19 protein-coding genes are annotated in these 23,334 nt (G+C 74.3%); 9 read left to right on the top strand and 10 right to left on the bottom strand.

Annotated elements, in window-relative coordinates:
* A partial coding sequence (locus MCM47_RS27395) for a DUF3103 family protein (RefSeq protein WP_238864379.1) occupies positions 1-802 on the top strand: 802 nt, incomplete at its 5' end.
* A 135-nt stretch (positions 803-937) separates the two neighbouring features.
* On the opposite strand, the gene MCM47_RS27390 is transcribed toward MCM47_RS27395, so the two are convergent.
* Positions 938-1,195, bottom strand: a complete 258-nt coding sequence (locus MCM47_RS27390) for a hypothetical protein (protein ID WP_238864378.1) — start codon at positions 1,193-1,195, stop codon at positions 938-940.
* A 127-nt stretch (positions 1,196-1,322) separates the two neighbouring features.
* Between MCM47_RS27390 and MCM47_RS27385 the strand changes: the two genes are divergently transcribed.
* Positions 1,323-2,153, top strand: coding sequence for a helix-turn-helix transcriptional regulator (locus MCM47_RS27385; RefSeq protein WP_238864377.1), 831 nt, complete (start codon positions 1,323-1,325; stop codon positions 2,151-2,153).
* Positions 2,150-2,356 carry a DUF397 domain-containing protein gene (locus MCM47_RS27380; RefSeq protein WP_238864376.1) on the top strand — a complete coding sequence of 69 codons (207 nt, stop codon included), beginning with the start codon at positions 2,150-2,152 and terminating at the stop codon, positions 2,354-2,356. The genes MCM47_RS27385 and MCM47_RS27380 overlap by 4 nt, the downstream gene beginning before the upstream one ends.
* 117 nt (positions 2,357-2,473) lie before the next feature.
* On the opposite strand, the gene MCM47_RS27375 is transcribed toward MCM47_RS27380, so the two are convergent.
* The 3 genes from MCM47_RS27375 to MCM47_RS27365 all read right to left on the bottom strand — a co-directional run bounded on the left by MCM47_RS27375 (position 2,474) and on the right by MCM47_RS27365 (position 6,368).
* Entirely contained in the window at positions 2,474-3,157 is a 684-nt protein-coding gene (locus MCM47_RS27375) for a hypothetical protein (RefSeq protein ID WP_238864375.1), read from the bottom strand.
* Positions 3,158-3,352: 195 nt separating this feature from the next.
* Complete coding sequence (locus tag MCM47_RS27370) at positions 3,353-5,011, bottom strand: beta-1,3-glucanase family protein (RefSeq protein WP_238864374.1); 1,659 nt, start codon at positions 5,009-5,011, stop codon at positions 3,353-3,355.
* A gap of 232 nt (positions 5,012-5,243) precedes the next feature.
* Complete coding sequence (locus MCM47_RS27365) at positions 5,244-6,368, bottom strand: serine hydrolase (protein WP_238864373.1); 1,125 nt, start codon at positions 6,366-6,368, stop codon at positions 5,244-5,246.
* A gap of 390 nt (positions 6,369-6,758) precedes the next feature.
* On the opposite strand from MCM47_RS27365, the gene MCM47_RS27360 reads away from it, so the two are divergent.
* Positions 6,759-9,551, top strand: coding sequence for a M4 family metallopeptidase (locus MCM47_RS27360; RefSeq protein WP_238864372.1), 2,793 nt, complete (start codon positions 6,759-6,761; stop codon positions 9,549-9,551).
* Positions 9,552-9,870: 319 nt separating this feature from the next.
* Here MCM47_RS27360 and MCM47_RS27355 read toward each other — a convergent pair whose 3' ends face one another.
* Both MCM47_RS27355 and MCM47_RS27350 read right to left on the bottom strand, forming a co-directional pair.
* A complete protein-coding gene (locus MCM47_RS27355) occupies positions 9,871-11,115 on the bottom strand; it encodes an MFS transporter (protein ID WP_238864371.1) in 1,245 nt (414 codons plus the stop codon).
* A gap of 44 nt (positions 11,116-11,159) precedes the next feature.
* Positions 11,160-12,374 carry an MFS transporter gene (locus MCM47_RS27350; protein WP_238864370.1) on the bottom strand — a complete coding sequence of 405 codons (1,215 nt, stop codon included), beginning with the start codon at positions 12,372-12,374 and terminating at the stop codon, positions 11,160-11,162.
* A gap of 122 nt (positions 12,375-12,496) precedes the next feature.
* Between MCM47_RS27350 and MCM47_RS27345 the strand changes: the two genes are divergently transcribed.
* Complete coding sequence (locus MCM47_RS27345; protein WP_238864369.1) at positions 12,497-13,027, top strand: CGNR zinc finger domain-containing protein; 531 nt, start codon at positions 12,497-12,499, stop codon at positions 13,025-13,027.
* Positions 13,028-13,055: 28 nt separating this feature from the next.
* On the opposite strand, the gene MCM47_RS27340 is transcribed toward MCM47_RS27345, so the two are convergent.
* Positions 13,056-14,681 (bottom strand): FAD-dependent monooxygenase, encoded by a 1,626-nt coding sequence (locus MCM47_RS27340; RefSeq protein WP_238864368.1) that lies wholly within the window; start codon positions 14,679-14,681, stop codon positions 13,056-13,058.
* Between the two features lie 321 nt (positions 14,682-15,002).
* Here MCM47_RS27340 and MCM47_RS27335 point away from each other — a divergent pair, with 321 nt between their 5' ends.
* The 3 genes from MCM47_RS27335 (at position 15,003) to MCM47_RS27325 (ending at position 18,766) form a co-directional block, all read left to right on the top strand.
* Positions 15,003-16,649, top strand: a complete 1,647-nt coding sequence (locus MCM47_RS27335; protein WP_238864367.1) for a cytochrome D1 domain-containing protein — start codon at positions 15,003-15,005, stop codon at positions 16,647-16,649.
* A gap of 216 nt (positions 16,650-16,865) precedes the next feature.
* Positions 16,866-17,633, top strand: a complete 768-nt coding sequence (locus MCM47_RS27330) for a transcriptional regulator (protein WP_238864366.1) — start codon at positions 16,866-16,868, stop codon at positions 17,631-17,633.
* Positions 17,630-18,766 (top strand): aminotransferase class I/II-fold pyridoxal phosphate-dependent enzyme, encoded by a 1,137-nt coding sequence (locus tag MCM47_RS27325; RefSeq protein WP_238864365.1) that lies wholly within the window; start codon positions 17,630-17,632, stop codon positions 18,764-18,766. Before MCM47_RS27330 ends, MCM47_RS27325 begins: the two co-directional genes overlap by 4 nt.
* A gap of 113 nt (positions 18,767-18,879) precedes the next feature.
* On the opposite strand, the gene MCM47_RS27320 is transcribed toward MCM47_RS27325, so the two are convergent.
* The 3 genes from MCM47_RS27320 to MCM47_RS27310 all read right to left on the bottom strand — a co-directional run bounded on the left by MCM47_RS27320 (position 18,880) and on the right by MCM47_RS27310 (position 22,178).
* Entirely contained in the window at positions 18,880-19,992 is a 1,113-nt protein-coding gene (locus MCM47_RS27320) for a GNAT family N-acetyltransferase (RefSeq protein ID WP_238864364.1), read from the bottom strand.
* A 106-nt stretch (positions 19,993-20,098) separates the two neighbouring features.
* On the bottom strand, positions 20,099-21,241 hold the full coding sequence (locus MCM47_RS27315; protein ID WP_238864363.1) for a polysaccharide deacetylase family protein: 1,143 nt from the start codon (positions 21,239-21,241) through the stop codon (positions 20,099-20,101).
* Between the two features lie 526 nt (positions 21,242-21,767).
* Positions 21,768-22,178 (bottom strand): hypothetical protein, encoded by a 411-nt coding sequence (locus tag MCM47_RS27310; protein WP_238864362.1) that lies wholly within the window; start codon positions 22,176-22,178, stop codon positions 21,768-21,770.
* A 313-nt stretch (positions 22,179-22,491) separates the two neighbouring features.
* Here MCM47_RS27310 and MCM47_RS27305 point away from each other — a divergent pair, with 313 nt between their 5' ends.
* Entirely contained in the window at positions 22,492-23,325 is an 834-nt protein-coding gene (locus MCM47_RS27305; protein WP_238864361.1) for a serine/threonine protein kinase, read from the top strand.
* Positions 23,326-23,334 lie beyond the last annotated feature (9 nt).

The raw sequence follows: 23,334 nt of genomic DNA, 5'->3' as shown, positions 1-23,334 counted from the left end.
GATCGCCGGGGCCAAGGGCCTCGACGCCGGCCTCGGCCCGCTGCTGCGCGTCCAGCTGGCCGACGCGTCGATGCGGGCGGCCCTCGACGCCGGTGCCACGCCGCTGGTGGCCACCGCCGTGGCCGACGACCACGCACGCACCGTCCGCGCCTACGACACCGACGGCAGCGTCCACACCCTCGACGCCACCGCGGTCCCCGACCGGCCGGTCTACCTCGTCGACATCGACGCGTCGAAGGCGATGGCGGCCGGTGTCGACGTGCTGCGCAGGGAGTTCACCGCGCGCGGCCTCGCCGGCGCGCAGGCCGCCGGCGGCTGGTGGGCCACCAAGATCGACAGCATCGAGGTCTCCGACGACCAGGAGCCGTGGTTCAAGGGCGCGGCCGAGATGTTCAGCCTGGTCACGGGCTTCGGGCAGGACGGCAAGGTCCGGGTCGACTCGGTCGCCATGCCCTACCTGCGCTACGACGGTACCGTGTACAACCCGAACCAGATCCTGGTGAACTGGTCGAACTACAAGTACAACCTGGCCGACGTGGTCCTGATGGAGGACGACGGCGACACCAACTACCTGGCCCTCGCCCAGGCCGTGGCCGCGGTGCTGCTCACCATCGCCGACCAGGGCGCGTACATCCCGCTGGTCAACGCGGTGCTCGCCGCCCTGCCGAGCTCCTGGTGGACCGACGACCCGGACTACGTGGAGTCCTGGTACACCCTGGCCCGGACCAGCTCCGGCCGCCTCAACGGCGCCACCGGCAACGGATGGATGACCGTCGCGCCGTACTGGGTGGAGCAGTTCTGAGGTAGTGCGCCACCCGGCGGTCGCTCCCGCGCCTTCGAGGCGCGGGGCGGCCGCCGTCCGTCTTCCGGCGCCGTCACGCCCGGCGGGTGGCGGCCTGGTGGCGGCCGTAGCAGGCCGCCAGGCCGGCGATGACTCTCACGCCACCGTGTCGTTCGCGCGTGGCCGGCTGGGGTGCTGGACGACCAGGTAGGGGGGGCGTTCGAGCCGCTGGACGTACTCCGGGCCGGTGGTCCACTCGCAACCGCCGGGCTCGGGCCGGAGGTAGGCCAACCCGTTGAGGGTGTCCATGTAGACGCCCTCGGTGGGGGCGCCCGTGGCGTTCCGGTGCGCGAGGTCCCGGACGACCTCACCCACCTTCGGTGCGTCCGCGGGCATACGGGGGCAGCTGGGCATGTTGTCTCCCATGGTCGCTGTGAGTCCCGGATCTCTCACCGGGTGTAGCCATGGTGGCCCGGTGGGACGTACGATGGCCAGGGTTCCACCGTTGACCAGTTGGTCATGTGAAAGGTCCTCAGTTCTTATGGGACAGACGACAGTTGATGTCATCTCCTCGCCGGCGATCCGATTCGGGCAGGAACTCCACAGGTCGCGGCGGGCGCGGGGCTGGTCCCAGGTCGGGCTGTCGAAGCGGATGGGGTACTCCAACACGTTGGTGTCGTACGTCGAACGAGCGAAGCGTGCTCCAACAAAGAACTTCGCTGTTAAAGCCGACGAGGTGTTCGAGACGGGTGGGACGTTCTACGAACTCTGGCGCCGGCACGCCAAAGCGAGTCTGCTGGAGGGATTCCCCGAGTTCGCCGAGGCCGAGGCCCGGTGCCGTCGGCTGCGGGAACTCGCCCTGACGATCGTCACGGGCCTCTTCCAGGTGCGCGAGTACGCCGAGGCGCTGGCCTACGCGGCCGTCCAACGTGGAGCGATCACCCAGTCGGCGGCGGAGCAGCGGGTCGACTTCCTGGCCGCCCGTCAGCGTCTCCTGGAGCGGACGAAGCCGCCGCTGATCCACGTGGTGCTCGACGAGAGCTGCCTGGTCAGGACGGTCGGCGGAAAGGCCGTCATGCTTCGGCAGCTCGACCACATCGCGGAGCTCGCGGCGAGGCCGAACATCACCGTCCAGGTGGCGCCCTTCCACCTGGGCGAGCACCTGCCCTTCAAGATGCCGGTCACCTTGCTCGACCTCCCGGACGGCTCGGTCGTCGGCTATGCCGAGTCACACGCTCGCGGCCATCTGGAGCGGAAGCGAGAAACGATCACGGCATGGGAGAGGGAGTACGATCAGCTGGTGGTGGAAGCCCTGCCCAAAGCGGCATCCCTGGCACTGATCCACAAGGCTCGGAAGGAGCTAGCCCCATGAACCCCGACCTGTCCGGTGCGTCCTGGGTCAAGTCCTCGTACTCCGACAACGGCGGCCAGTGCGTCGAAATCTCCGCGAGCCTTCCCGGCGTCGTCCCCGTCCGTGACTCCAAGGACCCCGAGGGACCCGCTCTCGTCTTCCCGGCCGATGCCTGGCACTCGTTCATCGCCGGTGTCCGGACGGGAGAGTTCGGCACCGACTGACACTCCGGGCCGTGCCGGTCTCCGTCGGCAGGTACGGCAAACGGCCGCCCTCGTGAACCACGAGGGCGGCCGATCTCCGGTGACCTACTGGTCGCTGCCCTGGGCTGAGCCTGGTGGTCAGGCCTTCCGGATGTTGTACGCCACGCCGCTGCCGGCGCAGCTGCTGGTGCTCTGCGAGCCGGTGACGACCCATCCTGCGGGGATGGGGGAGAAGGAGCAGACGGTGGCGTAGGTCTGGGTGGTGAGCTTGGCGATCGTGTAGGCGACGCCGGTGCCGGCGCAGCCTGCGCTGCTGTACGAGCTGGTGACGACCCACCCTGCGGGGATGGGGGACATCGAGCAGACGGTGGCGTAGGTCTGGTTGGCGGTGTTGGCGATGGTGTAGGCGACGCCGGTGCCGGCGCAGCCTGCGCTGCTGTACGAGCTGGTGACGACCCACCCTGCGGGGATGGGGGACATCGAGCAGACGGTGGCGCGGGTCTGGTTGGCGGTGTTGGCGATGGTGTAGGCGACGCCGGTGCCGGCGCAGCCTGCGCTGCTGTACGAGCTGGTGACGACCCACCCCGCGGGGATGGGGGACATCGAGCAGACCGTGGCGTACGTCTGGTTGGCCACATCGGCGATCGTGTAGGCGACGCCGGTGCCGGGACAGCCGCTGCTGCTGTACGAACTTGTGATGACCCACCCCGCGGGGATGGGAGAGTTGGAGCACACGGTCGCGCTACCGGTGAGTCGCTGCGGGGCCGCCTGTGCTTGCGCGGCGGCGGTCATCATGCCCAGGAGCATGAGCACGACCGTCACCAGGTGAGGTATGCGGTTCCGTACGGTCTTCAAAGCGGGCCTCAAATCTCTTGGACACTTCTGCAGCCACGTCGGTGTGGCCGAGGTGAACAGTTGGCACACTGTCCCTTCACCTCGCTGAGATGGTGTCAGAGTTGCTCCAGGGGCACCAGCGCCCCCGGACGCCGGCGTCCCGAAGTCCGCGGGGAGAACGCCCTATCCGAACGTGAACCAGTTGAGGTTGACGAAGTCGGCGCTCTGCCCGCTGGCGAAGGTGAGGTACACGGTGTGCTTTCCGGTGGTCCGGGCGATGTCGGTGGGCACCGTCCGCCAGCTCTGCCAGCCGCCGGTGTTGGCGACGGCGAAGCTGCCGACCGGTGCGGCGGTTGGGCTGTCCAGCCGCACCTGGACCAGCCCGCTGACCCCGGGCGCGGCGCCGGAGGCCACCCGGGCCTGGAGCCGCGTCGCGCCGGAACTGCCGAAGTCCACGCCGGCGTAGCCGAGCCAGTCGCCGTTCGAGATCCAGCCGACGTCCCGGCCGCCGCCGGTGTCGCCGCAGTTCTCCACCGCGGTGCCCGACTGTGAGCTGTAGGACTCGGCCTGGATGGTGCCGAACGCGCTGGTCCCGCCCCCGGGTTGTGGCGAGGGCGTGGGGTCGGCCGGGCCGTGGCCGCCGCCGACGGTGACGGAGAACAGGCGCGGGCTTGCCGACTGCACCCTGCCCTCGAAGTCCACGCCGGCCGGGTGGACGTCGTCGTAGGGGAACGCGTAGCCGAGGTGGTCGGGGTTGGCCGCGTGCAGGATGCGGGCGTAGTGGTTGGTGCGTGCTGCGGTGTAGAAGGCGGCCGGGTTCTCGCCGTTCGGCTGGTGCGGATTGTCCAGCAGGGTGGTGCGGTTGAGGGCGGCGGCGAGCCGCGCGCTCAGGTTGCCCATCAGGTCGTTCCCGGTGGTGAACGGCGCCGAGCTGCAGTTGAAGACGGCGGCGGTGGAGGGCTGGGCGAAGCCGCCGACGCCGGGGAAGGTCAGCACGCCGTTGCCGACCCGGCCGGTGACGGTTCCCCAGCCCGCCTGGGTGTCGATCACCAGGTCGGTGTTGCGGTACTTCTGCCACACGGCGGTGAGGTAGCTGTCCAGATAGCCGTTGAACAGCGAGGGATTGGCGCTGATCGCCGTGTTGGGGCTGAGGATGCGCAGCGTCCGGCCGGCGGAGTCCGGGACGATCAGCCGGGCCCAGTCGCCGCCGTCGACGGTGGCCTGCGTACGCAGTGCGTTCGCGGCGGACTCCAGGCCGCCGGCGGGCAGGCCGCTGACGCTCTGCCGCCCGTCGCCGGTGGTCAGGTCGAACGCGATCGGGACGGCGGCGAAGTCGACGTAGCTGATGTTGGCGTACAACTGGTCCGGCCCGTAGGTGAATTCGCAGAATCCGTAGGACGTACCGATGTTGGGGTCGCTCGGGTTGCTCACCGAGGGCAGCGCGATGCCCGGGCCCGGGTTGATCCGGAAGACCAGCTCGCGGCCGACGGAGAAGTAGATCCGCCCGCTGGAGAGGTACGGCAGGTGGATCCGCCGCGGGGCACCGCCGGCAGTGCCGAGCGCGATGGCGCAGTCCGCACCGAGCGGCGCACCCGGCGAGGCGGGGGAGGGCGGGTGGTAGAGCGTGCTGCCGTCGGAGCGAAGGAAGGCCCAACTGTTGCCCTGTGCCGGGTCGAGGCCCAGGACGTAGGCGTAAACCGGCTGGGACGACACGGTGTTGGCCAGGTCGACGTCGAGCCTTTGCGGCGTGGTACTGCCGTCCGCGGTCTGCGAGAGGGCGAAGAGTGTGGGCGCGGTCAGGGCCGCGACGGAGGCGCCGAGCATGGTCCGACGAGTGATCACGAGGGCTCCGGGGGTGTGGGGTTGGGTTGGCGGCGCGGACTGCACCGCCCAGCCGTCACCCTCCCGCCCGGGCCCGGACACGTCAATGTCTGAAACCGTAAGTGGCCCTTAAGCCTGATTGTGTTGATTTCTTGAAGGATAAGCCGGGGGTGGCCTGGCCCGGCCGGGCCGGAGCCGATGGCGGCCCGGCGGGGGAGCGGTGCTCGGCCGGGCCGCCTCTTTCGTCATCCGGTCAGCCGCAGAACTCGGCCTCGGCGAGTCCGAGCTCGCCGGTGAACCAGTCGGCATTGACGTTGAACGCCACCGCGTGGCCGCCGTCCCGGGTGGTCAGGGCGAGGGTGGAGGAGCCGTGGATGCCGCCCTCGTGGCCCCAGACGGTGACGCCGCAGGAGAGCGTCGCGCCGCCGATGCCCAGCCCGCGCTTGGCGTCGGCGCCGCCGCCGAGCATCTCGTCCAGGGCGGCCTTCGGGAGGAGTCGTCCACGCATCAGCGCGGAGAGGAAGCGGGTGAGGTCGTCGCCGGTGGAGATGATCTCCCCGGCCGCGCCGCCCCAGGAGGGGTTCAGTTCGGTGGTGTCCACCGGCGGGGTGGTGCCGCCGGCGAGCGTGGAATAGCCGCGGGCGTGCGGTCGGGGCAGGCCGGCGGCGGTGCCGGGCAGGCTGGTGGCGGAGAGGCCGAGCGGCCGGATGATCCTCCGTTCGATCTCCTCGCCGTAGGGGTGCCCGGTCACCCGGGTGATGAGCATCCCGGCCAGGACGAAGTTGGTGTTGGAGTACTGGCGCTGCGCCCCCGGGGGGAACTGCGGCGGGTGCGACATCGCGATCCGCACCAACTCCTCCGGACGGTAGGTGTCGTAGCGGTGGGCGAGGAAGGCCGGGGTGAACAGCAGCTCGGCCAGCCCCGGGTCCTCGTCGTAGCTGAACAGGCCGCTGGTGTGGGCGAGCAGCTGCCGGACGGTGATCTTCGACCCGTCGTTCCCGTTGCCGCCGACGACGCCCGGCAGCCACTTCTCCACGGTGTCGTCGAGGTCGATCCGCCGTTCGGCCTGGAGCTGGAGCAGCACGGTGGCGACGAAGGTCTTCGTCACGCTCCCGATCCGGTACCGCTCCCTCGGCGAGCGCGGCTGCGCCGTCGAGGTGTCGGCCACACCGGCGGCTGCGGACCAAGTCCCGTGCCCCGTATGGGCCGTGGCGATCACACCGGGCAGGTCCTCGGCCCGGAGCGCCGCCCCCATCGCCGTCCTCGTCGCGCCGTGCCCGGTGCCGCCGGCCGCCGCCGGTAGCGCCGTCCCCACCACCAGCGCGGATGCGGCCGCAGCCGCGGCAACCGTGCGCCGGATCGTCCTGCTGAGAGCCATCGTGTCTCCTGAGGTCCGTAGGCCTCGTCCCCCGCCCCCGTGTTCAGGAGGACGAGGCGACAGGGCCGGACGGTTGCGGGGGCCGCAGGCGTGCCCGGAACCGTCCCGGAATCTGTCCGGAACGCGCCGGAACGTGCCGGAACTCGCCCGGACGGGCCCGGTGATCGGCCGTGGGGCCTTCCTCGGGAGGTGAGGGCGGGGGGCCGATCGACTGTATATGCAGTCGATCGACATATCCAGATCGATGGCCTATGTTGATGCGTATGGCGGACCGCCGGCTCCGGAGAACGGACGAGCCGTGGGGGTGGGCGTCCGCCGTGCACGTGTGGTCCGGCAGGTCGCCGGACCGTCAGATCCCGTGGGAGGACCGCAGTGCATCACCGTTCCCGCATGCCCGGACCCAAGCTGCTCGGTGTCGCGCTCGCCGTGGTGCTCGGCCTCGGAGTGGGCGTGCCACCGGCGTTCGCCGGCCCCGCGACCGGGCCCGCCACCGGACCGGCCGGGGCGCCGTCGGCCGACGCCGACCCGGTGCCGGGGCTGGTCTCCGGGTCGGAGACCACCGCTCCGCAGCTGGTCACCGGCCTGGCCGACGCGGCCCCCGGCGACAACCCGGCCGACGCGGCCCGTGCCCATCTGGCCGCCCATCAGGACCGCTACCGGATCGACCCCGCGCAGCTCGCCGAAGCCGGGACGGAGCGTGCCGCCGACGGCCGGCGTACCGTCAAGTTCGACCAGCAGCACGGCGGTGTACCGGTTTTCGGGGCCAGGTACCTGGTCCACCTGGTCGGCGAGGGCGCCGGACAGCGGGTCGAGTCGGTCGGCGGCAAGTTCTTCACCGGCCTCACCGTCCCGACCGCGCAGACCGTGCCGGACGACGTACTGCGCCGGCTCGCGGTCGACGCGATCCAGGAGCCGGCGGCGCGCGTGGGAGCCGCCGCCGAGGACCACGGCCTGGTGGTGCTGCCCGGCGGCGCCGGCCGGCTCGCCCGCCACTTCACCGTGCGCGGTACCGACCCGGCGCTCTGGGCGGCCCAGGCGCGCGAGGTGTTCGTGGACGCCGCCGTCGGCGAGGTGGCCCTCAGCTACGAGGTCCGCGCGCCGTACCCGCTCGGCGACTCCTCCGCCAGGTCCGTCGCGCCCTCGGCCAAGGCGCCCGCACCCTCCGCCGGGGCCGCCGGCGCCGAACCCGCCACCGGCACCGCCCTGGACGCCCTCGGCCGCCCCGCCCAGGTGAACATCGGCCGCCTCCCGGACGGCAGCTACCAGCTCGTCGACCTCACCCGTCCCGCCGCCATCACCACCTACGACGCGGCCGGCCGGGACGTCATGGACTTCAACCGCTCCCTGCCCGTCGACGCCCGCCCGGCCACCTCGGCGAGCCCCGACTTCCCGGCGTCCGCCGGCACCAGCGGCGCCACCGACGCCCACCTCAACGCCGCCGCCGTGTACGACTTCTACCGCGCCCGGCTGGGCCGCGACGGGATCGACGGCAAGGCCGGACCGATCACCTCCGTCGTCAACGTCACCAGCTTCGGCGGGCCGCTGGAGAACGCCTACTGGGACGGCGAGAAGATGATCTACAGCGGTGGCAGCGAGAAGCGCCACCCGTTCTCGGTCGCGCGTGACGTCGCCGGACACGAGATGACCCACGGCGTCGTCAAGCACACGGCGGGGCTCGTCAACCTCGGCCAGTCCGGCGCGCTCGACGAGGCCGTCGCGGACTACTTCGGCAACGCGATCGAGGTGACCAGCCGCGGCATCCCGATGACCGACCCGAGGGCCGCGCTGCTCGGCGAGGACCTCTGCCGCACCGGCACCCCGGAGGCCTGCGCCGACCGCCGGCTGGACGACCGCCGCACCACCGTCGCCGACTACGTCGGTGCGCCGGCCGGTGTCGACAGCGGCGGCGTGCACCTCAACTCCACCATCTTCTCGGGGGCGTTGTGGGACATCCGGCGCTCCCTCGACCCGCTCCTCGCCGACCGCCTGGTCTACCGCGCGCTCGCCGAGTACCTCACCCCGCTGGACGACTTCGTCGACGCCCGCAACGCGGTGCTCGCCGCCGGCCGCACGCTCGGCCTCAGCCGCGCCCAACTCCACATCGTGGCTGACGCGTTCGACGCGCACGGGATCAAGGACGGCTGGCAGCGGCGGATCGGTGTGGACAGCCGCCCGCTGCTGCGCGAGCTCTCGACCGAGGGCGTCGCGCCCGACGTCGCCGCCGGCCGCTGGGTGGCGGCCACCGCGGGGAAGGGCGCCACGGGCAGTATGGCCGTGCACGCGGGAGCCGTCAGCGGCTCGGCCGAGCCCGTCCGGCTCAGCCCGGAGGACGGCCGCTCGCACGGCTGGCCCGCCACCGACGGCACGTCCGCCGCGTGGGTGGCCATGGGCGTAGGAGCCGACGGCACCTGGGGCATGGAGGTGCTGGCCCGGCCGCTCGACGGCGGCCCGGTGCGCAGCGTCCACCGCGCGCCTCACCAGTTCGTCGGTGACGTGCGGATCTCCGGGGGCGACGTGGCCTTCGTGGCGAACGACTTCGCCGCCGGGCAGAGCGGGCCCGCACTGTCCCGCAACGGCGCCCCGGCGGTGCGGATCCCGCTGCCGGACGGCCACCGCGCCTCGGACCTCTCGCTCAAGGACGGCCTGCTGGCCTGGACGGAGAGCTGGCAGGTCGGTGAGCGGACGGTGAGCGCGCCGACCGTCTACTCGATCGCCGCCGGCAAGGTCGTCGCCCAGTACGTGGTGGACGACGCGAACGCCGCCGCCCCCGGGACCACCGTCGGCAGCACCCGCCTCGCCGGTGGCCGGCTGCTCTGGGTGGAGACGCCCGGCGACCGGGCGAAGGGCAGCGCGATCCGCTCCGGCGCCCTGGACGGGTCCGGCGTGACCGACGTCCTGCCCGGTGGCACCGCGGAGCCGCGCCGGATCACCACCCTCACCGCCTCCGACCGGGCGGTCACCTTCGGCACCGCCGGTGGCCGGGTGACCGGCAGCACGAAGAACGCCGACCTGCCGAAGCTCTGGCAGCTTCCGCTCACCGGCGGTACGCCCGAGCGGGTCTCCTGCAACCGGGGCGGCCAGTACGCCCCGGTTGCCGACCGGGGCACCCGGGTGGTCTGGCTGGACGCCACGGCCGGCCGCACCGATCTCGTCGTGCGCGAGCGCGCGGCCGGCACCTGCTGACCGGGCGCCGGCTGCCCCGGGCACCGTTGCGAGGCGCCTGACCCGGGCACCCCTACCGCGCCCGCCCCCGGTCGCCCGCCCGGCCGCCGTTCCCCCGTGGCGGCCGGGCGGGTTCCGCGCTTGCCCCTGCCGGTTGTCCCCGGGCCGACGATGCTGGGACGCACATCGCCCCGGCCCTCGGCCGGAGGCGCCGGCGCCGTTGCGGCCCCGGCCTCGCGGGCTGCTCCGGGCGGACCGGCAGGGTGAACCGACCGGGTGAACCGCCGCGCCGGCACGAGGCCGAGCCGGTCCGCGGACACGGCCTGCGCCCCGTCCGCCCCTACGCCCGGACCCTCGCGGCCGTCGGCACCACCACCGCCGGACCGGGCCGCGCGGCGGCGCCGGGCCGTCCCGTCAGCCTGACGGCGAGCGGCGCGGCGAGGCCGGTCAGTGCCAGCAGCGCGCCGACGACGTACCAGCCCGGGCGGCCCCAGGTGAGGCACAGGGCGATCAGCAGGCCCGGCCCGACCGCCTCGGCCAGGCCCGCGCCGAGTCCGAAGACGCCCTGGTACTGGCCGGTGGCGGGCTCCGGCGCCAGCGCGAAGGAGATCTCGAAGCCGCCGGCTGCGTGCCAGAGTTCGCCGACCGTGTGGACCACCACGGCCGTCAGCACCAGCACGGCGGCGGCCCACGCCGGGGTGCCCGCGGAGAGCGAGAACAGGGCGCAGGAGAGCAGGAACGCCAGGCCCGCCCGGCGGTAGGCCCGCGCACCGGCGGCCGGCGAAGTGACACCGCGGCCCGCCCGCACCTGGCAGCCGACCACCAGAGCTGTGTTGACCAGCATCGAACCGGCGACCAGCCAGCGCGGGGCGGCCGTCGCGGCGACCAGCCAGAGCGGGACAGCCACCGTGAGCACCTTGAACTGTATCGCCATGACGCCGTCGATGGCGGTGAGCAGCAGGTAGGGCCGGTCCCGCAGGGCGGTCCAGCGGGGGCCTTCGACGGCCGGCCGGGGGGTGACCGGCGGGAGCAGGAGGATCACCGCTGCGGAGGCGGCGAAGGCGGCCGCCGTCCCGAGCACCAGGAGCCGGTAGGCGAGGGGGGTGCCGGACTGGACGGCCCAGCCGGCCAGCAGGGCGCCGAAGGAGACGCCGACGTTGGTGACCGCCCGCAGGTAGGCGCGGAACTCCTGGGGCCGCTCGCCGCCGTACCGTCGGATGATCGGTCCGCGCGCAGCGAGCCCGGCGGCCTGCGCGCCGGCGGCGGCGCAGACCGCGAGGAGGAACGGCCAGAAGGTGTCGGCTGTGAGGAAGGCGAGCGTGGCGAGGGCCCGCACGGCCAGAGTGGCCGTGTAGACGCCGCGGGCGTCGCGGGTGTCGGCGAGGCGCCCGGCGGCGACGCCCACCCCGAGGGCGAGCAGGCCGGCGACGCCGAGACCGAGGCCGACCTGGCCGGCCGGCAGGTGCGCCGCCTCGGTGAAGTAGAGGACTCCGGCGGTCAGGTAGAGCCCGCTGCCGAGGGTGTGGACGAGGTTGGAGGCGGCGACGACGCGCCGGGGGCCGGGGTCCGGGAGGAGACGGGGCACGGTGGGGCTCCGGTTCTGAGGAGGGGAGAGGACCGGCTCCGTGCTCAGACGCCGGTCGGGCGGCGGCGCTCGGCGAGGGCCGTGACCGCGAGCGCCGTGGCGGTGAAGGCGGCGAGCAGGCCCCAGGCGGGCGCGAAGCCGTGCGTGGCGTCCCGCAGCAGGCCGAGCACGGGCGGGGCGGCGATGACGGCGACCTGGTTGACGGCCATGGCCAGGCCGAGGGCGAAGCCGGTCCGCTCCGTCGGCGCGGACTCCGCCACGTACGCGACCCAGGGGCCGTACCAGCCGAGGCCGAAGAACCCCAGACCGACGAGGAGCAGGCAGGCGGCGACCGCCGAGTGCCCGAGCGGGGTGGCCAGCGCCGCCGTGGCGGCGGCCGTGGCCGCCATGCAGGACCTGACGGTGGCGTAGCGCCCGGAGGTGCGGCGGTCGCTCCAGGCCGCGAGGCAGATGCGGCCGACCGCGCCCGCACCCTGCGCGGCCACCAGGACGAGCGCCGCCGCCCCCGGGCCGAGCCCGGCCGCGTCGTGGAGATGGAGCACGGTCAGCACGAGTACCCCGCTCTGCACCGCGACGAGGCTGGTTCCGGAGAGCATGATCCTCGCCGTGGCGGGCTCGCGGACCGTCCGCAGCCGCTCGCGGAGACCTCGACGCAGCCGGGCGCGTGCGGCGGGCGGCGCGTCGACGAGCCGACCGGCCGCAGGCGCGACCGCGGGCCCGCCGGGCGGCGGACGGTAGAAGCCGGTGAAGACCGCCGCCCCCAGCAGCGCGACCAGCCCGCCGCACAGCAGCGTCGACCGCCAGCCGAACGCCTCGGCCAGCACCGGCTGGACGGCCGCGGCCAGGGCGCCGCCGAGCGGCAGACCCGCCTGCCGGATGCCCATCGCGAGCCCCCGCCGGGACGGGTCGAACCAGGCCGCCACCGATTTGCTGCCGCCGGGCTGCGCCGTGCTGTAGCCGGCGCCGACGACGACCAGGGCCGACAGCAGGGCCGGGTAGCCCGGTGCCGCGCTGCCTGCGAGCAGACCGGCCGCAACCACGCAGGCCCCGGCGCCGACGATCCAGCGCTCGCCGTACCGGTCCAGCAGCTCGCCGGCCACCAGCAGTCCGACCAGCGGTACCGCCTGGGCCGCCGAGAGCAGGAGCCCCAGCTGAGCGGTGCTCAGGTCGAGGTCGTGCCGCAGCTGCACGCTCGTCGCCCCGATGCCCTGGACGAAGAAGCAGGAGGCGACCTGGGCGAACGTGGCGACGCCGAGCACGGTCCACCGGTATCCCGGCCGGGCGGAACGAAGGTGACGGCCAGTCAGTACCTTTTCCGGAGGCGGACCCTGTGCCGTGACGGGGGGCTGTGTCATGCGGACCAGCGTGCTGTAATGGCCTTGTGCACCTCAACCCTTACGGCGCGGACGCCGTCAACCTCGCCGCCGACCTGGCGAACCGCCGCCCGACCGGCGTCGAGGACCTCGCCGACCGCTGCCGCGCCGCCGGGCTGACCCTGGAGCGCGCGGTCGGACCCGACGACCTCGACCGCACGCTGGCCGCCGTCGACGCCTGGGAGCGCGTCGTGGACGCCGCCCCCGGGAGGGAGCGCGCGGAGCGGCTCAACCGGATGCTCGCGCAGGCCTCCGCCCACCCGCGGCTGACCGACCACGCCGACAGCGGTTGGCACCTGCACTACCGGGACGAGCAGCAGCCGCTCGGAGCCGTGCTGTTCTCCCTGTTCGCCGTCGGCACCGCCCTGCACCTGGCCGGCCGCGGCATGGACCGGATCGGCCGCTGCGCGGTGGAGGAGTGCACCGTGATCTTCGCCGACACCTCCCGCACCGGGCGCCGGCGCTACTGCTCCCAGCGGTGCGCCAACCGCGACGCCGTCCGCCGTCACCGGGCCCGGGGCGCCCCGGCGCAGGTGTGACCCGCCGGGGCCCGCCCGCGGCCCGTCCTCACCCGGCCGCGAACGTGCGGCGCAGGCAGGTGGCCAGGCGCTCCGGGGTCGGCGTGGCGAAGCGGCCGGCCAGGTAACCGTCGGGCCGGACGAGGAAGGCCTCCCCGGGGCGGGGCCGGTACGCGGCGGCGAACTCGGCCGCGGCGTCGCGCACCGGCGGCAGGCGCCACTGCGGCGCCGGCGCGCCGGGGGCGAGCACCGCGTAGACGTCCAGCTGCCCGTGGGCCGCGGACAGGGCGGCGACCGCGCAGGTGGTGACCTGGTCGTCGGGGGCGCCAGGGTCGACGTGGAACAGCAGCGTGTGCCGCGGGCTTCGCAGCAGGTCGAACAGGCGGACCGGGTACGTCGCCAGGTCGCGCTCCAGGCCCCGGCAGTCCGGCGCCCGGTCGCCCGGCGCCGGGCCGGCGGGCACGGCGTCCGCCGCCTCCGGGGACGGCTCGGTCAGCGGGCCGTCCGGGTACCCGACGAGCAGCTGCGCCTCGCGCCGCAGCACCGTGTCGAGGTCCTCGGCGTCGGCCGGCACGCCGGCTGCCCGGGCGTGCCGCACGGTCCGCCCGACCACCTCCTCGCCCACCGGGTGCCGCTCGGCGTGGTAGCTGTCGAGCAGGCCGTCCGCGCCCAGCCCCCGCACGACGAGCGCCAGCTTCCAGCCGAGGTTGTAGGCGTCCTGGATACCGGTGTTCATGCCCTGGGCCCCGGTCGGCGGGTGGATGTGCGCGGCGTCGCCGGCGAGGAAGAGGCGGCCCGCCCGGTAGCTGTCCACCAGGCGGTGGCTGATCCGGAAGGTGGACGACCAGCGCAGCGAGGAGGCCCGGGCCGGCCGGGGGGAGAGCCGGTCGAGCACGGCCTGGATGTGGTGCAGCTCGGGGGCCCGGCCGCCCTCCAGCCCGTGCTGCACACCGCCCGCCGGGTCGGCGGCCAGCTCGTCCGGCACCATCATCGACATCCGGTAGCGGCCCCGCCCCGGGAGCGGGATGCAGACCAGCGCGTCGTCGACCCGCCCCTCGCCGTCGTGGTGGGTGGACCGGACGCCGTAGCCGGGCGGGAGGTCCCAGTCGACCTCGACGTCGCCCAGCATGTACTGCTCGGGGAAGGCGTCGCCCCCGAAGCTCAGCCCGGCGGCCTTCCGCACCGGGCTGTGGGCGCCGTCGCAGCCGACCACGTAGTGCGCCCGCACCTCCCGCGGCCCGGCCGGGCCCCGGAGCCCGGCCCGGACGTGGTCGGCGGCCTGCTCCAGGGAGACCAGCTCGGTGCCGCGCTCGACGCGGGTGCCGAAACCCGCGAGGTGCTCGGTGAGCAGGCGCTCCGTCGTGTACTGGGGCAGCGCGGCGAAGCAGTACGGGACGTCCGGCGGCAGGACGAGGTCGATCCGCGGACCGGGCTTCCCGTCCGAGAAGAGGAGCTGGCCGAGCATCGGCACGGCCTCGTCCAGCGCCGCGCGGACCAGGCCCATCGTGTCCCAGACCTCCATCGTGCGCGGCTGGACGCCGACCGCCTTCGCGTAGTGCTGCGGGGCGGCCAGCCGGTCCACGATCCGGCAGTCGACGCCGTGGCGCCGCAGCTCGGCCGCGGCCGTCAGCCCGACCGGGCCCGCGCCCACCACCAGCACGTCGATCTCGTCCATGGCCGCTCCCCGGGGGCTCGTCCGACTCCCTCCAGGCTGCGCCCGACCGGCGGTGGGCCGCCACCGGTGGCCGGCGCTGCGCTGCGACCGTGGAGAGCAGTCGGCCCGGGCGGCGAGGTGAACGGCCGGCGCGGGCCGCCCGCGTCGGATCGCGACCAATTCTGAACACTTGGCAACAAAGACGATCAAGTCCTGACGGCCAGTCAAACAGGCTTCTACGCTTCCTGCGGCTCCGGTCGATCACTCGAGCCGCCACCGTGCGGCACGGCTCACCGTGCCGCACACCTGCCCCGTCCCCCGACGAGCCTGGAGAAACCCCTCGTGAGAATACGTCGTTCACCCCGCCGCGCCTGGACGGCCGTGGTCGCCACCGGTGCGGCCACGGCCGCGCTGCTGGTGCAGCCCGGCACCGCCGCGGCGGCCGCGCCGCCGCCGAACGTCACCGCCACCGTGGCCGTCGCGGCCTACCCGGCGGGCGTGGCGCTGGCACCGGACGGCGCCCGGGCCTACGTCGCCAGCCAGAGCAGCGGAGCCGTGACCGTCCTGGACACCGCCACCAACGCCGTCGCCGCCACCTTCACCGCGGGCACCGGCTCGTACGCGGTGGCCGTGGCGCCGGACGGACGGCACGCCTACCTGACCCACCACCTCGACGGCACGGTCAGCGTGGTGGACACCGCGAGCAACACCGTCACCGCGACCGTCCCGGTGGGCGCCGGGGCCTTCGGCGTGGCCGTCGCTCCCGACGGCGCCCACGCGTACGTGACCAACGCCGGCGACGCCACCGTCAGCGTGCTGGACACGGCGACCAACACCGTGACCGCCACCGTCGCCGTCGGTGCGGAGCCGCACGGCGTGGCCGTCGCCCCGGACGGCGCGCACGTCTACGTGGCCGCCTCGGGCGCCCAGTCGGTGGAGGTGATCGACACCGCGAGCAGCACGGTGGGCGCGCACATCCCCGTCGGCCACGGGGTCTTCGGGCTGGCGCTCAGCGCCGACGGCTCCCGGCTCTGGACCGGCAACGGCGGCGACTCCACCGTGAGCGTCCTGGACCCGGCCGCCCGCACCGTCACCGGCACCGTGACGGTCGGCACCAACCCGTTCGCCGTCCCCCTCGCGCCCGACGGGCGCCACGCCTACGCCTCCGACTACGCCGACGACACGCTCAGCGTCATCGACACCGCCACGCTCGCGGTGTCGGCGACCGTCCCGGTCGGCGCCGGCCCGTACACGCTCGCGCTCACCCGCGACGGGCGGCGCGGCTACCTCGCCGGCTTCACCGCCGGGACCGTCACCGTGCTCGGCTTCCCGCTGCCGGCACCCGCGGTGACCGGGATCAGCCCCTCCTCCGGACCGCAGGCCGGGGGCACGACCGTCACCGTCACCGGCACCGACCTGGCCGGTGCGACGGCGGTGAGCTTCGGCGCGGCCGGGAACGCCACCGCCTTCTCCTGCACCGCGACCAGCTGCACCGCCGCGGCGCCCGCGGCCGCCGCGGCCGGCGCCGTCGACGTGCGGGTGACCACTGCGGGCGGCACCAGCGCGCCGGTCGCCGCGGACCGGTACACCTACGTCGCGCCCACCGCCGACCTGGCCGTCGCCCTCGGCGCCACCCCGGTCGGCGGACTGCTCGCCGGGCGGGTCGACTACACCCTCACGGTGACGAACCACGGCCCGAACGCGGCAGCCTCGGGCACGGTCACCGCCGACCTGCCCGTGGGGATGATCGCCTCCTCCACGGACTGCACCGTCGGCTCCGGCCGGCTGACCTGCACGCTCGCCGCGCCGCTGGCGTCGGGTGCGAGCACCACCCGGCACCTCTCGCTGCACGTCGGGCTGTTCAACCTCGGCCGGACCTTCACCGTGTCGGCCGTCCGCACCGCGAGCGCGCCCGCCGACCCGGTCCCGGCCAACGACAAGGCGTCCCGCACCTGCACCTCCAGCCTCGCGCAGCTGAGCTGTAGCTGAGCTGAGCTGCCGCTGAGCGGCGACCGCGTCCGCGTGGCCGGGCCGCGCCGGGCCGCCGGGGCGCCGCCCGGTCACCGGCCCGGTCACCGGCCCTCGATCGGGTGATCCGCGCCGGCCCGCGGCGACCGCCCCCTCCCCACAGCAGGGGAGGGGGCGGTCGCCGTTCCGGGTCAGGCGCCCTGGACGAATCGTCCAGACTGGACGTACAGTCCAGGCATGACCGCAGAGACCCCCGACCCGCGCGTCCGGGCCTGGTCGCCCGTCTGCCAGGCCGTCGCGCTGCTGCTCGGGCCGTACGCCGAGGTGGTACTGCACGACGCCGTCCGGGACGAGGTACTGGCCATCTGGAACCCGATGACCGCGCGCGCCCCCGGCGACCCGTCGCTGCTCGGCGAGCTGGACCGGCTCGGACCGTCCGCGCCCGACGTCTACGGGCCCTACGCGAAGCTGCTGCCCGACGGCCGGCGGCTCTCCTCGGTCAGCGCCGTGCTGCGCGACGCCGACGGCACGCCTTCGGCGGTGCTCTGCGTCAACCTCGACCGCGGCCCGCTGGAGCAGGCCTCAGCCCTGCTGGCCGCCTTCGCCGCTCCGACCGCGCCCCGCCCCGCCCCGCTCTTCGAGCGCGACTGGACGGAGCGGATGAACGAGGTCATCGGCGGCTACGTCCGCGCCCACGGCCGCCCGCCGGAGCGGCTCACCCGTGAGGACCGGATCGCCGTGCTGCGCCGGCTCGACCAGGCCGGGGTGCTCGCGGTGCGCCGCGCGGTGCCGGCCGTCGCCACGGCGCTCAAGGTGTCCCGCTCCACCGTCTACACCCTGCTCGCCGACCTCAGAGCCGTCCCCGGCAACGCCCCCGGCCCCGAGCCCGACCTCGCCCCCGAGCCCGAGCCCGCCCCCGAGCCCGCCCCCGAGCCCGGATCCGAGCCCGGATCCGACCCCGACTCCACACCCCGACCCGCCGCACGATCCAGGACGACGCGATGACCAAGCTCCCCGACTTCCGGCTCGAAACCTACTTCTCCCGCTGGGAGTTCACCGCACGCCACCACCTCACCGCCTCCGACGCGCAGACCATGGCGATGTCCGAACTGCTCGACCTCGCGAGCCCCGAGGACCGCCACGCCTGGGACACCCTCACCCTCGGCTACACCGAGACCTTCGGCGACCCAGGACTTCGCCGGGCCATCGCCGGCATGTACGAGCGGGTCGAGGCCGACGACGTGCTCTGCTTCGGCGGCGCGCAGGAGGGGCTCAACCTGGCCATGCAGGTCCTGCTCGGCCCGGACGACCACGCCGTCGTGGTGACCCCCAACTACCAGTCCGCCGAGACCGTCCCGCTCTCGCTCTGCGACGTCACCGGCGTCGCCCTGGACGCCGACCGGGGCTGGGCGCTCGACCTGGACGAGGTGGCCGCCGCGCTGCGTCCGAACACCCGGGTGGTCTCGGTCAACTTCCCCAACAACCCGACCGGCGCGGTGATCGACGCCGCCGACTTCACGCGCCTCGCCGAACTCTGCGACGAACGCGGCATCCACCTGTTCAGCGACGAGGTCTACCGCGGCCTGGAGCGCGACCCGGCCCGGACCCTGCCGAACGCCGCGGACCTCTCCGAGCGCGCGCTCTCGCTCAACGTCACCTCCAAGTCGCTCGGCCTGCCCGGCCTGCGGATCGGCTGGATCGCCTGCCGGGACCGGGAGCTGCGCTCGAGGCTGGAGCGGGCCAAGCACTACACCACGATCTGCAACTCCGCGCCCAGCGAGGTCCTGGCCCGGATCGCGATCGGCAACCGCGAGCGGATCCTGGAGCGCAACCGCGCGATCATCGCCGCCAACCTGCCGCTCTTCGACGAGTTCTTCGCCGCGTTCGCCGAGCTCTTCGACTGGCAGGCCCCGGACGGAGGTTGCGTCGCCTACCCGCGCTACCTCGGGGCGGACGGCGTGGAGGCGTTCTGCACCGGGCTGGTGGAGGAGGCCGGCGTGCTGCTGCTGCCCGCGAGCATCTTCCGCTCCGGACTCACCCCCACCCCGGCCGACCGGTTCCGGATCGGCGTCGGCCGCCGCGACCCGGAGCCCGCCCTGGACGCCTTCGCCGGCTGGCTGAAGGGCCGCCGCCGGTGACGGCCCGGGGCGCGAGGGTGACGGCCGCGGGTGACGGTCCGGCGCGAGGGTGACGGCCGAGGCACGACGGTGACGCTCCGGGGCAGGGGCCGCCGACCGCCCGGCGCGGGCCGTCAGCCCCTGCGGGCCGCCTTGGCGCGGTGCTTGAGGCCGAGCAACGCGCCGGAGAGCCCGTGCGGGACCAGCCAGGAGACGTCCTCCCGGTCCACCGCGTCGAACCGGTACTTGTACGGCTCGGTGCCGCGCAGGAAGTCGAAGGTGGCCAGGCCCTGGTCGGCGGCGGCCCGGACGGCCTCGGCGATCACCGCCGTGCCGAGCCGCAGCGGCGCCCAGGTCTGGTCCCAGCCGATCTGGTAGTAGGCGAAGGCGTCACGCCACAGGAACCCGTAGAGCACACCGACCGCCTCGCCGGCCCGCTCGGCGACCAGGAAGGCCGGACCCTCGCCACGGCCGGTGGCGGCGGCGCGCTCGATGAGCCGCAGGTGCAGCGGCGCGCGGACGGCGTCGAAGGTGGTCGGCCGGCCGAGGGCGGCCCGCCGCTGCCGGTGCAGGCGCAGGACGGCGTCCAACAAGGCTTTGCGCTCGGCGATTTCGACCTCCCGGACGGCCGGGCCGACCCAGCGGAAGGTGATCCCCTCGGTGGCCAGCTTCCGTCCGTACCGGCGGAGGTTCGCGCGGAACCGGCGGGAGCCGAGCGCGTCCGGTCCGGCCGTGAGATCGGCGCGCGGGCAGGGGGTGCGGCCGGTCTCCACCGCGCCGGGCGGCAGCAGGCCGGTCTGCCCCGGGTCGAGGTCGGTGAGCAGCAGCGTCGCCCTGCGACCCCGTCGCCTCAGCCAGTCGGCCACCTCGCCGCGCCGCTCGGGCGCGGCGGTGAAGCCGCAGTGGTCGGCCGCGCCGGGGCCCGAGCCGAGTACGGTGAGGCAGGGGACGGCCAGCGGCACCCGGGGGTGGAGACGGCGCCGGGTGTGCAGCAGCGGGACCACGGCGGAGACCCGGCCGTCGGCCTCGCGCCAGACGGTGATCTCGCCCGTCCCCCGTTGCGTGCCGAGCGTCTCCCACCAGGAGAGCGCCCACTCGGGCGTGGTGAACCACGATCCGGCCGGATCGGCGGTCGCCAGCGACCGCCAGCCGTCGAGCACGTCCACCGGCAGCGCGGGGGACCGGTAGCGGACCGGCCGGGCGGCCGCCCCGCCCGCCGGTCGCGCCCGGACGGTCGCGGCGACCACCGCTTCCGCTCCCGGGGCGCTGCCGCTCCTGCGGTCCGTGCCCTCTGCTCCGCCTGCGGGCGTCCCGTTCTCGGTGATCCCCAAAATCCCAACCCCCCAGTGCCGTTCAGACCCCGCCGCGCAGCCGGTGCACGGCCGGGTGAAGCCCGGAGAGAATTGTGTCGAACCGGTCGCGGCTGGTGGTGGAGTTCACCCGAAGACGGCTGATCCGCAGCGGCTGTCCGGGCAGCAGCCGGTCGTGCCGGTGGTCGAAGAGGAAGCCGACGCGGTAGCCGAGGCGCCGCAGCAGGGTGTCGGCGCGCCCGTCGAAGTTGCCGTTGGGGTAGGCGAAGGCGGTCGGCGCCTCGCCGCCGAGCCAACTGGTGAGCGCGTCGTGGGAGCGGGTGATCTCGTCCTGGACGGTGTCGTCCTCGCAGCGGTCCAGGCAGGGATGGCCGGCGGTGTGGTTGCCGACCGCCACCCCGGAGCGGTGCAGCGTCAGCAGGTCGTCCCGGGTGAGCTGCTCCCGGCGGGGCGCGCGGGCGCCGGCGCTCTCCCGCAGTTCGGCGAGCGCGGTGCGGCGGTCGGGGTCCGGCAGGGCCTTCAGCCGGCGCACCACCGCTCCGGGAGGGCAGCCGACCAGGCTCCGGGCGGTGCCGCCGTGGGTGGCCAGGAACGCGGCCTCGGCCCACCAGAACGGTCGGTCGCCGTCGACGTGTTCGGTGACCACGAAGGCGGCGGCCGGGATCTGCAGCCTGGTCAGCACCGGCAGTGCCTCGGTGAGGACGGTGCGGTCGCCGTCGTCGAAGGTGACCAGTACGCTGCGGGCCGGCAGGGGGCGGCCGTCGTGGACGGCCTGCTCGATCCGGGCCAGCGAGACCGGGCGGGCGATCCGGACCAGCCGGGCCATCTGCAGGGCGAAGGTCCGGGGGTCCTCGATGCCGTGGTAGGCGAGGACGGCGAGCCGGCGGGTCGCCAGGAGGCGGAACAGCGGCTGTGCGGGGGAGTGGCGGAGCAGGGCGTCGACGGTGCTGCGCCGGTCGGCGAGGCGTCCGCGCGGTCCGGGCGCGGCGGGCGTCGCGGGCGTGGTCGGCGCCTGGGTCTGCCCGACGTGGTCGTGCAGGTGGCCGGTCCTGCGCGGGTCCTGGCCGATCGTCACCCGTCGGCGGTCCGCGCCCGCCGGGCCGGTCGCGCCGTCCGGGCCGGTCGGCCTCGTGCCGGTGGGCGGGCCGGCGCCGGCCCCGGTCGAATGCGTGGGCCCCTCGGGCATCGGCACGCTCCCCCTTCGTCCGCGTAGGTCCTGCGGTGGCGGGGGTGGTGCACGGTGCGCGGCAGGCTCCGCCGTGTCGGCATGTGCCAGCCGGATGGGCGGCCCGCCCCGCCCCGGGTGAATTCCCAAGATAGTGCAAAATCCCATGCTCCGAGAGGGGTTGCGCGGGCCGGGCGGTGTTCGGCGGGAGGTTGGCGCATTGTTGACGGGGCCTCGGCCCGAGTACGAGCCGGGAGGCTCCTGGGGGTGCTGCTGGGAAGGGCGAGGGGGAGGGGCCGGGGAGGGGGCCGGGGCTGCTGCCCGCCGTCCCGATCCCCACCCGGCCCCCGACTCGGCCCGGCTTCACTGTTCGCTGCCGGCCCCCACGGGCCTCACCTCGTCGAACGTCGACCGGACGCCTTCACCCGGACGACGGTGACGGGTTATCACCCGCCAGGCCCCGTGCGGGGTCTCATTCCGCCAGACGGCGACGCGGCCACGACGGCCGGTCCGCCGACGGGTCATCACTCACCGCACCGCGGCGTGATCAGAACGGGCCGGTGCAGGTGGTCACCCGCTGGGTCGCGTCCAGGGCCGGGCCGCCGGTGGCACAGATCATCTTGAGGTCGTGGGTGGAGACCCGCGGGGTGACCGCCTTGACGAGGCCGGTGGTGATGGTGGTCGCCGAGGCCGTGGTGATCCACGGGCTGCCCCAGGCCTTCTGGGTGCGGACCTCGACCTGGACCATCGTCAGCTGGCCCGGGTCGGCGGCGGAGAACTGCGCGACGCCGACGACGCCCCCGCCGTCCTTCTCCTGCCAGACGCAGGGCCGGTCGACCACGGCGGCGCAAGCGGCTGCGCCGGTCTCGGCGGACGCGACCGCCGCCGAGGCGGGGGCGATCGTCGCCGCCGTGATACCTGCCGCCGCGACCATCAGAGCTGCGATCCGAGCGCGCATGATGTGAACCTCCTTGGAAAGAAAGGGAATCTCACTGGGTGGGATGAGTCTTGCATATTTCGAACGTGTGACATACGTGCGCTACATCACACTCCAGGTGACCGTTCAACTACATGCTGCAACGGGGTGATGTGTCACTGACCGTTCCGAAGCGTTCAACTGTCGATCAACTATGCTTACGAATCATGTGTTTGACGCCAGGTCGGAGCGACCGGGAGCGTGCGCCGCACCGGCGTTCACTCGTCCGGGTGGCGTGGCCACGGGAGCCGGATTCGGACGGCTACGATCGATCCGATCCACGGAGGTGGTCCGGATGGACACGGTCATCGTCCAACTGCCCGATCCCCGCCCGGAGTCCGCGTCCGGCGGGCGATCCGCCCGGTCCTGCGCCGGGCCCGTGCACCCCGCTGCCGCCGCCCGGCGCCCGGCGTCGCCCAAGCCCGCCCTGCTGCACCTGGGCCCGGGCGAGAGCGCCGGGTTCGGGCGCGGCGAGCCCGGCCGGCCCGCCGTCATCCCGCTCGCCGACCAGGGCATCTCGCGCCGCGCCGGGGAGGTCACCGCGGCGGAGGACTACTGGCGGCTCTCCAACTTCAGCCCGTCCGCGACCTACGTGGTGGAGAACCTGGAAGGCGCCGGCGAGCACGTCAAGGTCGCTCCCGGCCGGCTCGGTGCGCCGGTGCCCTTCGAGTTCTCCCGCGTCCTGCTGCCGGCTCTCGGCGAACCCGCCGAGTTCAAGGTCTTCGCTCCCCAACACGCCTATCTGGACGGCGGACCGGAGTCCCGTTCCGGCGAGCTGACGGTCAGCCCGTTCGCGCTCGACCCCACCTCCAAGTACTTCCTCGTCCTGCTCGCCCTCTGCGAGCCCCGGCTGCGCTCGCCCTCGGCGGCCGTGGTCCCCGGTGCCACCGACGTGGTGGAGCGGCTGCGGGCCCTGCCGTCCTGCCGCGGGCTCACCCGCTCCGCCGTCAACTACCACATCGACTACCTGGTGGCGACCAAACTCCGGTTGCGCGAGGCCCCGGAGGAGGCCGCCGCCCCGGGCGCCCGCAGCGGCGGCAAGCGCGAGGAACTCGTCGCGCTGGCACTCAAGTTCGACCTCGTCCGGGAGGAGCACCTGGCCCTGCTCCGGCCCCGGCACGGGCGCTGACCCGCCGTG

Source organism: Kitasatospora sp. A2-31, assembly GCF_022288725.1.
Lineage (GTDB): Bacteria > Actinomycetota > Actinomycetes > Streptomycetales > Streptomycetaceae > Kitasatospora.
This window is presented reverse-complemented; position numbering and strand designations above follow the sequence as displayed.

Bases quoted from the DNA above. Each gene is read 5' to 3' on its own strand.
- MCM47_RS27390 (WP_238864378.1), bottom strand. From the start codon at position 1,195: ATGCCCAGCTGCCCCCGTATGCCCGCGGACGCACCGAAGGTGGGTGAG.
- MCM47_RS27385 (WP_238864377.1), top strand. From the start codon at position 1,323: ATGGGACAGACGACAGTTGATGTCATCTCCTCGCCGGCGATCCGATTC.
- MCM47_RS27380 (WP_238864376.1), top strand. From the start codon at position 2,150: ATGAACCCCGACCTGTCCGGTGCGTCCTGGGTCAAGTCCTCGTACTCC.
- MCM47_RS27365 (WP_238864373.1), bottom strand. From the start codon at position 6,368: ATGGCTCTCAGCAGGACGATCCGGCGCACGGTTGCCGCGGCTGCGGCC.
- MCM47_RS27360 (WP_238864372.1), top strand. From the start codon at position 6,759: ATGCCCGGACCCAAGCTGCTCGGTGTCGCGCTCGCCGTGGTGCTCGGC.
- MCM47_RS27340 (WP_238864368.1), bottom strand. From the start codon at position 14,681: ATGGACGAGATCGACGTGCTGGTGGTGGGCGCGGGCCCGGTCGGGCTG.
- MCM47_RS27330 (WP_238864366.1), top strand. From the start codon at position 16,866: ATGACCGCAGAGACCCCCGACCCGCGCGTCCGGGCCTGGTCGCCCGTC.
- MCM47_RS27325 (WP_238864365.1), top strand. From the start codon at position 17,630: ATGACCAAGCTCCCCGACTTCCGGCTCGAAACCTACTTCTCCCGCTGG.
- MCM47_RS27315 (WP_238864363.1), bottom strand. From the start codon at position 21,241: ATGCCCGAGGGGCCCACGCATTCGACCGGGGCCGGCGCCGGCCCGCCC.
- MCM47_RS27310 (WP_238864362.1), bottom strand. From the start codon at position 22,178: ATGCGCGCTCGGATCGCAGCTCTGATGGTCGCGGCGGCAGGTATCACG.
- MCM47_RS27305 (WP_238864361.1), top strand. From the start codon at position 22,492: ATGGACACGGTCATCGTCCAACTGCCCGATCCCCGCCCGGAGTCCGCG.